Genomic DNA, 12,231 nt, shown 5'->3' on the forward strand with positions numbered 1-12,231 from the left:
AGAACGAGGTTCTCCATGCCGCTTGCCACGCTTATCCGCCGATCCAGTCTGCCTTGCCCCGAGGTCAGCGTGGACCAGGCTTTGCAATTGCTCTCTGAGCACTACGGGCTGAGCGGCACGCTGAAAGCGTTGGGCAGCCAGCAGGATCGCAACTTTCTGCTGGATACCGGCACGCGGCGTTATGTGCTGAAAATCTGCCACGGCGCGTATTCGACCACCGAGCTGAACGCCCAGCACGCGGCGCTGCATCATCTGGCCGGCCACAGTGCATTCAAGGTGCCGGGCGTGATCCGCGCCAACGACGCCGAGCAGTTACTGTCGGTCGACATCGACGGGCAGGCGGTGCATGTGCGCCTGCTGGAGTTCATCGACGGGCAATCGCTGGGGCATGTCGAGCATCTGGGGCGTGACATCGTGGTCGAGCTGGGCGAGCTGTGTGCCCATGTGGATATCGCGCTGGCCGATTTCGACCACCCCGGTCTGCAGCGCATCCTGCAGTGGGACCCGCGCCACGCCCACGCATTGATCAAGCACCTGCTGCCGGTGATCAAGGATGCCGACGCCCGCGCTTGTCTGATCGAAGCGGGCGAGCAGGCTCATCGCCGTTTGTTGCCATTGATTGCGGCGCTGCCGATACAGGCGGTGCATCTGGACATCTCCGAGCACAACGCGGTCTGGCGGCGCGAGGCGGGGCACCCGTGGCACTTGCAGGGGCTGATTGATTTCGGCGATCTGCTCAGTACCTGGCGAGTGGCTGACCTGTCGGTGACCTGCGCGGCGCTGCTGCACCATGCCGAGGGCGATCCGCTGTACATCCTCCCGGCCATTGCCGCCTATCACGCCCTCAATCCGCTGAAGATCGAGGAATTGCAGGCGCTCTGGCCGCTGATCGTTGCTCGATCCGCAGTGCTTGTGCTCAGCAGCGAACAACAGGCCAGCGTCGAGCCTGGCAATGCGTATATCCAGGCCAACCTTGCCGGCGAATGGAACATTTTCGATGTCGCCACTTCGGTGCCGATGGCGCTGATGGAAGCTGCCATTCTGCGCGCGGTGGGTCTGGACCTGCCGCCCGTCGAGCAACCTGCCTATTCGCCGTTGTTGCCCAGCCTGGCGGGGCTTCAGCCGGTGCTGGTGGATCTGGGTGTGCTCAGCGAACACTTCATGGCAGGCAACTGGGAGCAGAGCGGCATCGATGAATATCTGCTGTCGCAAGCGGCCGGGGACAATGGTCTGGCGGCCAGCAGGTTCGGTGAATACCGTCTGTCACGCACCTTGCCTGATTGCGCCAGCGAGCCGGAGACCTTTGCGCTGCACGTCGAATTACACGTGCCCGCAGCAACGCCGCTGCATGCGCCTTTCGATGGCACCTTGCGGCTGACGGCCGATGCTGCGGTGCTGTTGGTCGGCGAGCGCATCAGTTTGAAGCTGTGGGGTGTGTTGCCGGAGGCTTCGCTAGCGGGTCAGGTGGCGGCGGGCACGTTGATCGGGCTGGGCGGTGGTTCGCTGTTGCTGCAATTGTGTACGGCGCCAGACCTCAGCCCGCCGCTGTTCACTACACCGGCCTGGGCAGATGTCTGGCGCGCAGTGTGCCCGTCGCCGTCGGCTCTGCTCGGGTTTGATTGTGACGCGCCAGCCTTGCAAGACGCCGCGCAATTGCTGGCGCGCCGTGATGCCAGCTTTGCCCGCTCGCAAAAGCACTACTACCAGGCCCCGCCGCAGATAGAGCGCGGCTGGCGCAATCACCTGATCGACATGCAGGGCCGCTCCTACCTGGACATGCTCAATAACGTCGCCGTTCTCGGTCATGGCCACCCGCGCATGGCCCACGAGGCGGCGCGGCAGTGGTCGCTGCTCAACACCAACTCGCGCTTTCACTATGCCGCGATCGCCGAGTTTTCCGAGCGCCTGCTCAAGCTGGCGCCCGAGGGCATGGACCGCGTGTTTCTGGTCAACAGCGGCACCGAGGCCAACGACCTCGCGATCAGGCTGGCGTGGGCTTACAGCGGTGGCCGCGACATGCTCAGTGTGCTGGAGGCGTATCACGGCTGGTCGGTGGCGACCGATGCCATTTCAACCTCTATCGCCGACAACCCGCAGGCACTCAGCACCCGCCCGGACTGGGTGCATCCGGTCACCGCGCCCAACACCTATCGCGGGCCGTTCAGGGGCGCGGACAGTGCGCCGGAGTACCTGCGCAGTGTCGATCAGGCCCTTGCCACGCTGGCTGAGCAGCAACGGCAGGTGGCGGGCTTCATCTGCGAGCCGGTGTATGGCAATGCGGGCGGGATTTCCTTGCCGCCGGGGTATCTGCAACAGGTGTATCAGAAGGTCCGCGCGGTGGGTGGCGTGTGCATTGCCGATGAGGTGCAGGTGGGTTATGGCCGGCTGGGTCATTACTTTTGGGGCTTCGAAGAGCAGGGCGTGGTGCCGGACATCATCAGCATGGCCAAAGGCATGGGCAATGGCCATCCGCTGGGCGCGGTGATCACCCGCCGTGAGATCGCCGAGGCGCTGGAGGCCGAGGGTTATTTCTTCTCGTCATCCGGTGGCAGCCCCGTCAGTTGCCGAATCGGCATGGCGGTGCTGGATGTCATGGAGGAAGAAAAGCTCTGGGACAACGCCCGAATCGTGGGTGACCACTTCAAGGCGCGGCTGCAGGCCCTGGCCGATATACATCCGCTGGTGGGCGCGGTGCACGGCATGGGGTTTTATCTGGGCATGGAACTGGTCCGCGACCGCCACACCCTGGAACCCGCTACAGAAGAAACCGCCCGCCTGTGCGAGCGCCTGCGTGAACTGGGCATCTTCATGCAGCCGACCGGCGACTACCTGAACATCCTGAAAATCAAACCCCCGATGTGCACCACCCGGCGAAGCGTGGACTTTTTCGTCGACAACGTATCGAAGGTTTTGCGCGAACTGGAATAGAGGACGCAGAGCGTCCAGAACGGCATACCCACGCGGAGCATGGGTACGATAGGGGTTGGCCGGACATTATCGTCATACCCGGATCTGCTTTTGATTCTGGCCGAAGGCCGTAGGAGCGAACTTGTTCGCGAAAGGGGCCGCCGCCGGACACTACCGTCATACCCGGATCTGTTTTTGATTCTGGCCGAAGGCCGTAGGAGCGAACTTGTTCGCGAAAAGGGCCTCCGCGTCCTACCCAGCTCGTAGAAATGAGCCCCGTCATGGGTATTAAACAGATTAATATCGGTAAAATTCGAAAATTAATGCGCTCCAAACATTTTTTTTGCTTTTAGTGCCGATTTATATCCGCTATAAAGGCGTTCATAATCGTCATCGCCTGTCTGCTATGGTGATAAGTCCTTTGCAACCGCCCCTGGAGATATTTTCATGAGCCGTATCGTTTCTGTCGCTGCTACCCAGATGGCCTGCTCCTGGGATCTGGAAGCCAACATCGAGACCGCTGAAAAGCTGGTACGTGAAGCTGCCGCCAAGGGCGCCCAGATCATCCTGATTCAGGAACTGTTCGAAACCCCGTACTTCTGCCAGAAGCCGAACCCGGACTATCTGCAGTTGGCGACTTCTCTCGAATCCAACGTCGCGATCAAGCACTTCCAGAAAATCGCCAAAGAACTGCAGGTCGTCTTGCCGATCAGCTTCTTCGAGCTGGCAGGGCGTGCGCGTTTCAACAGCATCGCGATCATCGACGCAGACGGCAGCAACCTGGGCATCTACCGCAAGAGCCACATCCCGGACGGCCCTGGCTACCACGAAAAGTACTACTTCAACCCGGGCGATACCGGCTTCAAGGTCTGGCAGACCCGTTACGCGAAAATCGGCGTCGGTATCTGCTGGGATCAGTGGTTCCCGGAGTGCGCGCGCAGCATGGCGTTGCAGGGCGCGGAAATTCTGTTCTACCCGACTGCCATCGGCAGCGAGCCGCACGACAAGACCATCAGCTCGCGCGACCACTGGCAGCGCGTGCAGCAAGGTCACGCCGGCGCAAACCTGATGCCGCTGATCGCCAGCAACCGCATCGGCAACGAAGAGCAGGACGGCTACGACATCACCTTCTACGGCTCGTCGTTCATCGCCAACCAGTTCGGTGAAAAAGTCGCCGAGCTCAACGAAACCGAAGAAGGCGTGCTGGTCCACAGCTTCGACCTGGACGAGCTGGAGCACACCCGCAGTGCATGGGGCACGTTCCGTGATCGCCGCCCTAACCTGTACGGCGCGGTGAAGACCCTCGACGGTTCGCTGGAGTCCTGATCGCCATGACCACGCTCAATAGCACGCCACGCGCCGACGGTTTTCATATGCCGGCCGAATGGGCACCGCAAACCCAGGTCTGGATGGTCTGGCCCGAGCGCCCGGATAACTGGCGCCTGGGTGGCAAGCCCGCCCAGGCTGCCCACGTCGCCATCGCCAAGGCCATCGCCCGCTTTGAGCCGGTCACGGTGGCGGTGTCCGCTGCACAATACGACAACGCCCGTGCGCGGCTGGACATGCCGAACATCCGCGTTGTGGAAATGAGCAGCAACGACGCCTGGGTGCGCGACAGCGGGCCGACCTTCGTCATCAACGACCGTGGCGAAGTGCGTGGCGTCAACTGGGAATTCAATGCCTGGGGCGGCTTCGATGGCGGCCTGTATGCGCCGTGGAACCTCGATTCCCAGCTTGGCAGCAAGGTACTCGAAATCGAGCGCTGCCCGCGTTACGTCACCGAAGGCTTCGTGCTCGAAGGCGGTTCGATCCATGTGGATGGTGAGGGCACGCTGATCACCACCGAAGAGTGCCTGCTCAATCGCAACCGCAACCCGCACCTTACCCGCGAACAGATCGAAACGATCCTCGGCGATTACCTGGCTGTGGATAAAGTCATCTGGTTGCCGGACGGCCTGTTCAACGACGAAACCGACGGGCATGTGGATAACTTCTGCTGCTACATCCGTCCGGGCGAGGTGTTACTGGCCTGGACCGATGATCCCGAAGACCCCAACTACTCACGCTGCCACGCGGCATTGAGTATTTTGGAAAACACCCTGGATGCCAAGGGTCGTGCGTTTATCGTGCATAAAATGCCGATTCCGGGCCCATTGTTCGCAACAGAAGAAGAATGCGCAGGCGTCGATCAGGTGCATGGCAGCCAGGAGCGCAATCCTTCGGTGCGTCTGGCCGGGTCGTATGTGAACTTTCTGATCGTCAACGGCGGCATCATTGCGCCGAGTTTCGACGATCCGATGGACGGAAAGGCCCGCGAGATCCTGCAAAAGCTGTTTCCAGAGCATGAGGTCGTGATGGCGCCGGGCCGTGAGTTGCTGCTGGGTGGGGGCAATATCCACTGCCTGACACAGCAACAGCCAGCGCCCCACAACCGCTAGCGCTTAGTAACTAGTTGTATCTAACGACTGGATAGTTGGTCCCGTTTTTGCTGTATTAAGCCCATCATCAGATGGGCTTTTTTATGCGTTACGTTATAACTAAGTTCATCAGATTTATCGGCAGTTTTCCTAAATTCCACTGGCGAAACTCCGTTTCCTTAGCTTGACTGTCACATGGCACCAGTAGATTTAGCCCCTCACGAATCAAGAGGTTTTGGTTATGAATGCAGGTATGAACCAACAGCGAGTTCGTGGTTTTTCTGCTTCGCTCAGTAATGAGGCACGCCAGCGAGTGGCGGATTGGTTGAGGACGACCAGGCCCGTGAAAGCCAGACCGGACGTACGGGCCATGCTCCTGAAGCGCTATCCGGCAGGTCTGTTCAACGATGCCGAATTCGAAGCGTTGGCGCGCGTGCTGACAGATTAAGCAATACACCAGACCTTGCCCCGGCCATCTACACGTTTGACACCCCCAGGCACCCGAACTAGGATTCGCGCCCCACTGCCTGTGGCCCAACCCCCTGTACGTGCTTCGTAGTCCACTGCGATGACCTCGTGCGGCTTCCACAGCCTGATCAGCGGCGGGAAGCCAGACGGCCATTGGCCGCCGCCACAGCGCATGTCATTTGCAGAACAAGGAAGACAAGATGCTTAACACACGTATGGGTATGCTCGCTTTGGGCATCATCAGCGCCGGTCAGGCCGTGGCTCAGGGCCAGGCGGATTCGAAGGGCTTCGTTGAAGACAGCAGCCTGAACGTCAACCTGCGTAACGCCTACATCAATCGCGACTACAAAAACGACCGAGAAGACAAATCCGAATGGGGCCAGGCCTTCATGGGCACCTTCGCGTCCGGCTTCACTCAAGGTACGGTTGGCGTGGGCGTCGATGCCTTTGCGCTGTACGGCATTCGCCTCGATGGCGGAAAGGGCCGCAGTGGTAACGGCGGCATCGACTTCTTCAAGCAGGGCGACAGCGGCGCGGCTGCCGATGACCTGTCCCGTGCAGGCGCTGCGGTAAAAGCACGCTTCTCGAATACCGTCATCAAATACGGCGATCAGATGCCGCAATTGCCGGTGCTGAACTACGACAACTCCCGTCTGTTGCCGGAAAGCTACACCGGCACCCTGATCACCTCCAAAGAGATCGATGGGCTGGAAGTGGTCGCCGGGCGTTTCACTCAGGAAGCGCGCAAGAGCGCCGAAGGTCGCGACAGTGGTGACCTGAAGAGCATCAACGTCTACGGCGCCAGCTACAAATTCACCGATGAGTTCAGCGCCGCTTTCTACGCCTCCGACAACGAAGACGTGTTCAAGAAGCAGTACCTGAACCTGAACTACGTCTTCGCCCTGCCGCAAGACCAGTCGCTGACCTTCGACTTCAACGGCTACAAGACTCGACTGGATAAAGACTTCACTGCCAGCGACGCACGCGACAACAAAATCTGGAGCCTGGCCGCGACCTGGGCTGTGGGCATCCACTCCTTCACCCTGGCGCATCAGCGCAGCACCGGTGACATGGGTTACGCCTACGGAGGCTATCGCAACGACGGTGGTTTTGGTGATGGCGGCAACACCATCTACCTCGCCAACTCCTATTGGTCCGACTTCAACGGCAAGGACGAACGCTCGTGGCAGGCGGCTTATGGCGTGGACCTGTCCGGGCTGGTCCTGCCTGGCCTGAGCTACAAGGCTGCCTACGTACGCGGCGACAACATCGACGATGGCACCGCAGGCAGTGGCGACGGCACTGAGCGCGAGATATTCAGCCAGCTGACCTACGTGGTCCAGAGCGGGCCGGCCAAAGACCTCTCGATCCGCCTGCGCAACTCGTTCCTGCGGGTCTCAGACGACGCACAGGCCTACAACAGCGAAGGCAACGAGACACGCATCTTCGTGGACTACCCGATCAACGTTTTCTGACCTGAAGGCGACGGCCTGGCAAAGGCCGTCGCCCGACTCAGTCCGCGACCAACTGAACAAACACTGCGAAACTGCCGAGGAATATCCAGAAAAAGCTGAACAGCCAAGGACTGCGCTTGGAGAACAGCAAGGACTTTTTCGGCCCGGTTTCGCTGGACTCCCAATCGCTGAACAACGGCGAATCGTCATAGGTCAGCCCGATAACCGGCTCGCTGAGCAGCAGTTGCGCCTGTTTGTGGTGCCAGTGCTGGATGATGTCGCACGCCGCCCGAATACCCGGCCAGGCGAACAGCGTACTGAGCAGCCCCAGCAAGGCCAGCATCGGCGGCACCACCAGCGTGAACATCGCGCCCCAGGCCGTGTTCATGTTAGCCATCGACGACGCGTAAGCGATCACCAGAAATGACTGCGCCGACAAATAGGCATTGGTACGGTTGGAAAGGTTGGTGGTTTCGTAGTGAATTTCGCGTCGATAAAAGTCCAGCCGTTCCTTGGGCGAGCCAAACAATTTGACCTGCTGCTCATCCACGACCTTCGCGGGTGTTTCATCCGTTATGATTCTGGGCACTGGTGTTACCGATGTATAAAAGGTGCTGGATAGACCCCCTCCTGCGGCCGGCAGTTCGACTTAAATCCCCGGCATACGGGACCGTTCATCCAGTGAGCACGTTTCGACGAACAGGGACATCGTCATGACCATTACCCCCACGCTGCACACCGACCGTCTGCTGCTGACGCCACTGCAGCTCGAGGATGCGCCTGCGGTTCAGCAACGCTTTCCGCTTTGGGACATCGTGCGCTACCTGAACAACCGCGTCCCGTGGCCTTATCCACAGGACGGTGCGCTGCGCTACATTCAGGACGTCGCACTGCCCGCCATAGCAAACGGCACCGAATGGCACTGGATGATCCGCCTGCAGAGCGCGCCGCACGACATCATCGGCAGCATCACCCTGATGACCCATCCCGGCAACAACCGCGGCTTCTGGCTGCACCCGGACTGGCAAGGCCACGGCTACATGAAAGAGGCCTGCCGCGTGATCAATCGACAGTGGTTCGACGTGATGGGCATGCCCCTGATGCAAGTACCCAAAGCCGCCCCCAATGAAGCCTCGCGGCGCATCTCGATCAACGAAGGCATGCGCAAGGTGAGCACGCAGGAAGGGGAGTTCGTCGGCGGACGGTTCGAGGTGGAAACTTGGGAGATGACGCGGGAGGAGTGGTTGGCGCGAGCGCTGCAAGCAGGCACTTCGAACGTCTGACATAGAGGCCGACCGGGCGTTATCCTGTTGCCAAAAACCACCAGCCCAAGTGATATTGCTCAATAAACAGGGAGCGACCCGAATGCCGTTGACCCGCAACACCGAGCTCGACATCACCCTGGTAACGGTCCAGCCCGAAGACTTCGAAACCTTGGTGGCCATACGTATCGAAGCCATGCGCGAAAGCCTCGAGCGCGTTGGCCGGTTCGATCCGGTGCGCGCCCGAGAGCGTTTTCGTGAAGGGTTTTCTGCATCATGCACACACTACATCCAGGTAGACGGCAGCAAGGTCGGCTTCGTAGTCGTCAAACCAACCAGCGACGGCCTGTTGCTGGATCACCTGTACATCAAGCCTGCTGTTCAAGGGCAGGGCATTGGTGCTGCCGTGCTTCGGCAAGTGTTCGCACAAGCGGACGCAACCGCATCCACAGTACGAGTGGGCGCCCTGAAAGAAAGCGACTCCAACCGCTTCTACGTCCGCCACGGGTTTCAGCTCGTTGAGAGCGGCGAGTTCGACAACTACTACCTCCGCCCGCAACGTCTGCCGATGTGCTGAAGGGTTGGGATCAACCCGCCTAGGCAGCTTTCTCCGCCGCACGTGCAGCGAGCATCGCCGCCTCCGATTCCTGGGTATGCAGCTCACCTTTGTAGGCCAACTGATTGAAGAACATGCCGTCGATCTGATCTTTCGATGGCGTCGACGTCTTGGGAATAAACAGCGCGCCCAAGTCCAGAGAATTGGCGAAGTTCTCTTTGTTCAGGTTGTAGCGACCCAGATAACTGCCGCTCCAGGGCGAATCGGCGTCGACCAGATCAATGGCCGTCTCCCGATAGGTAGCCGCAGCGGCTTTCAGCCCACTGGACGCATTCAACAATGTATTGAGTTGCTTGGTATCCGCCTCGCTCAACTCACCGGAACTGTTGATCGCCTTCAGATTACCGTCCGCCTCGATCGTGAAGCCGAACTTCTTGCTGGCCAGATCCGGATACACCGACGCCAGCGTCGACGTGAACGCTTCATACGAAGTCTTCAACGCCTCCGTAGAGTTAGTATGTTGCGCCGCCTTCTGCGGGAAGTCAGGTGACTGCGAACGGCCTATCCAGGTATCCACTGCTTCCATCGGCTCAGTGGTCGCAGGCACTTCGGTGCTCGGGTGATAGACGACAGCGGGCGTACTGGCAGCAGCGTTCTTAAACGCTTCTTTCTGCGCATCGGTGAGCGGCTTTGGAGTGAGGGTGATGCCGGAATTGGGCAGGGTGATGGTGGGAGATGTGTTGTTGCCGGGGGTGAGTGAGATAACCATTTCATCGATCCATGATTGCGGGGTTGTATGGAGGGTATCGACGAAGGAGGGGGGAGCTTGAGGGGAGGTCGGGGGACGGAAAATATCCCGACGTACTTGCAGGGCGCGCATTGCCACACGCCCTGCAAATATTTGTTAACGGAATTGATGCTTTTTCAAGACTCTGCGTAGCTCAATACGGTGTCCTTGAGGGCATCGGCAAAACCGTAAATATCATCCAGGGAAGCGATTGGGTGGCGGGTTTCGCCCTTGTCCTTTTCAAAAATGCCGATGTATTTCTGAGCGCGATTGAAATGCAGGCGGGTGATGGGTTTACGGTTGTTGTCATCCAGAAGAATGCCGAAATAGCTTTGTGTATCACGATGAGCAATACGTTTCGCTTCAACCACAGTGCGGATGATCGACTTGACGATATGGAAGCCTTCCATTTCCTCCACAGTCGTCACGATCCGGTCGTCTATCGGCTCTTCCTTTTCAGGCTGAGTGTTATTTTCGATGATGGTTTCGGCCACCGTGGGCGCCTGAACTCCACTCATTGCCAGCTTCAACCGGTCGTTGACCTGATCGTTCAGAAATTGCGAGGTGGCCTTTTTGGTCAGAATCGTGAACTGCTCACGTACCTTCTGAGTAATAGCGCCCTCATAAATGCGTGACGCGAAGTACCGGACGAAATCGTCGTCCGGCTGACTGAACTGGGCCGCAATTACACGCTTGATCTGACCTACGTACTTTAACTCGCCAGCGGCATTGAGAATTGACTCAACGTCGAAGGACGACTTGGTCAGCTTCTGCAATTCCGGAATGGCATGGTCATCAATCGCCAGCAGGTCCAGTTCAAGAAATGGTTTTTCATCCATCTTGTTAGGCGCGTCCAGGTCTGTAAAAAACTTGTAGACCCGGCCATTGGTGAGGATCGAAATCCTTGCAGTGGTCACATGGAAGTAACGGAAAAGCTGGCTGGCATGATTGATGTTCAGCGGCTCGCCGATTTTCTTGGTCTCGATGAGGATCTGAATATTGCCCTCTTTAACGATGGCATAGTCGATCTTCTCGCCTTTCTTGGTGCCTACATCGCAGGTGTATTCCGGCACAACCTCAGAAGGATCGAATACATCGTAGCCCAGCACGGTATGGATAAACGGCATGACCAGAGCCGTTTTGGTAGCCTCTTCGGTGCGGATGGAAGCAGCTTGCTGGCGGACTTTTGCGGAAAGGGAATTGAGTGCTTCAAGAAAATCCATTTTTATTGCTCCGTGCCGGGCTCATGAGCCCTCAGTCCTATCGATAATCGATAGAGGCGCAACGCTACTACGATGGGCTGCGAAATAGCTATAGGATTTTGAGGCGTGAGCGGAGATATCTGAGGAAATCGGAAACGTCTTACGCGTGGCGGGGTATACTCATGGAGTATCGCCAGTCCCAAACAACGAATCCACTTTTACAGTTGGCGCAACCAGGGCGACGCTGTTAGCAAATAAATTAAAGTTGGTTACAGCTCGAAGCTAAGTTGACTTTGTATTTGGGTTGTCAGTCCTCCTTTGTTATTGCTTAAGAAGTAGGGCTAAGTACTAACTTGGGTGGTGTACCTTCGGGCCAGTCCACCGGAATGTATTCAAGGTTCGTGTAAGTATATCTTGAAGAGCTGCCATGGACTGAGGTGTGATAGAAACATCACCAAATGATCCATCTGCCATGGTATACCCATACGATGAACCAGTGAGGTTGTTTAACACTAACCCGTTACCAAGGCTCACTATCCCCCCTGGCCCAGTATTAAATGGCTTCAGATCCATAGTTTTATTGTTTCGTCCTAGTCCACGTAATCTGTCCTCCATATGATGCGCAGAATTCCGGACCTCTCGAAGGTGCGGAAATACTTCAGTAATTTCCTCATGAAGGTTGGAGATTTCTTCGGGAATGTTCTCGATTTTTGATATGACACCCAAAAGCTTTTCAAATGAATCAAGAGCGTAAACAAAGGTTTGTGCGTAGATGGAGGGTAATTGAGAGTCAAATTCTTTAGGTAACTCTCCAGAGGCCCAGTGCTCTCTCTTTACGATTGTTTGGGCCTGAAGGTAAATATCTTGATATTTATCGCGATCATAAGTGAATGTTCTGTCCTGAGTCGTCGAACTCACAAGATCGCTAACTCGAGTACGGTCCGCTTGCCACCTAGCTTTTGCTGTCTCAAAATCCCATTCAGATTGTGTCGTTTGATCAAACAGAATAAGAGCGCAGTTCGCCTTAGAGAATTCTGAGCGAAGACCACGTAAAAGGTTTTCGACATTCCGACACCAGTCTCTGTCTGCATAATCCAAAGACATCCCCGGGACAGTTATCTCAAATATATTCATGTTTAGTACCTAAAAAAGAAGCCTTAAATGTATTGGATGCCTAA

General features: G+C 57.6%; 10 protein-coding genes. 6 read left to right on the top strand and 4 right to left on the bottom strand.

Annotated features, from left to right (window positions below; all coding sequences use genetic code 11):
* Positions 1-15: 15 nt before the first annotated feature.
* From JOE29_RS00355 to JOE29_RS00375, 4 genes are all read left to right on the top strand, one after another.
* Positions 16-2,928 (top strand): aminotransferase, encoded by a 2,913-nt coding sequence (locus tag JOE29_RS00355; RefSeq protein ID WP_210078692.1) that lies wholly within the window; start codon positions 16-18, stop codon positions 2,926-2,928.
* A gap of 426 nt (positions 2,929-3,354) precedes the next feature.
* Complete coding sequence (aguB, locus tag JOE29_RS00360) at positions 3,355-4,233, top strand: N-carbamoylputrescine amidase (RefSeq protein WP_003318264.1); 879 nt, start codon at positions 3,355-3,357, stop codon at positions 4,231-4,233.
* A gap of 5 nt (positions 4,234-4,238) precedes the next feature.
* Entirely contained in the window at positions 4,239-5,345 is a 1,107-nt protein-coding gene (aguA, locus tag JOE29_RS00365) for an agmatine deiminase (RefSeq protein WP_003394293.1), read from the top strand.
* 647 nt (positions 5,346-5,992) lie between these two features.
* Positions 5,993-7,267: an OprD family porin gene (locus JOE29_RS00375; RefSeq protein ID WP_003420302.1), complete on the top strand. Its 1,275-nt coding sequence runs from the start codon at positions 5,993-5,995 to the stop codon at positions 7,265-7,267.
* A gap of 37 nt (positions 7,268-7,304) precedes the next feature.
* Here JOE29_RS00375 and JOE29_RS00380 read toward each other — a convergent pair whose 3' ends face one another.
* Positions 7,305-7,835, bottom strand: a complete 531-nt coding sequence (locus JOE29_RS00380) for a hypothetical protein (RefSeq protein WP_072367094.1) — start codon at positions 7,833-7,835, stop codon at positions 7,305-7,307.
* Positions 7,836-7,959: 124 nt separating this feature from the next.
* On the opposite strand from JOE29_RS00380, the gene JOE29_RS00385 reads away from it, so the two are divergent.
* Positions 7,960-8,529: a GNAT family N-acetyltransferase gene (locus JOE29_RS00385; protein WP_210078693.1), complete on the top strand. Its 570-nt coding sequence runs from the start codon at positions 7,960-7,962 to the stop codon at positions 8,527-8,529.
* A gap of 82 nt (positions 8,530-8,611) precedes the next feature.
* Entirely contained in the window at positions 8,612-9,085 is a 474-nt protein-coding gene (locus tag JOE29_RS00390; protein ID WP_210078694.1) for a GNAT family N-acetyltransferase, read from the top strand.
* Positions 9,086-9,104: 19 nt separating this feature from the next.
* On the opposite strand, the gene JOE29_RS00395 is transcribed toward JOE29_RS00390, so the two are convergent.
* The 3 genes from JOE29_RS00395 to JOE29_RS00405 all read right to left on the bottom strand — a co-directional run bounded on the left by JOE29_RS00395 (position 9,105) and on the right by JOE29_RS00405 (position 12,187).
* The gene (locus JOE29_RS00395) at positions 9,105-9,833 is read right to left on the bottom strand and encodes a hypothetical protein (protein WP_210078695.1); all 729 of its coding nucleotides are present in this window, start codon (positions 9,831-9,833) and stop codon (positions 9,105-9,107) included.
* A gap of 155 nt (positions 9,834-9,988) precedes the next feature.
* On the bottom strand, positions 9,989-11,074 hold the full coding sequence (locus tag JOE29_RS00400; protein WP_003342475.1) for a type I restriction endonuclease: 1,086 nt from the start codon (positions 11,072-11,074) through the stop codon (positions 9,989-9,991).
* 327 nt (positions 11,075-11,401) lie between these two features.
* On the bottom strand, positions 11,402-12,187 hold the full coding sequence (locus tag JOE29_RS00405) for a hypothetical protein (protein WP_210078696.1): 786 nt from the start codon (positions 12,185-12,187) through the stop codon (positions 11,402-11,404).
* Positions 12,188-12,231 lie beyond the last annotated feature (44 nt).

The organism is Pseudomonas sp. PvP009, assembly GCF_017832995.1.
Lineage (GTDB): Bacteria > Pseudomonadota > Gammaproteobacteria > Pseudomonadales > Pseudomonadaceae > Aquipseudomonas > Aquipseudomonas syringae.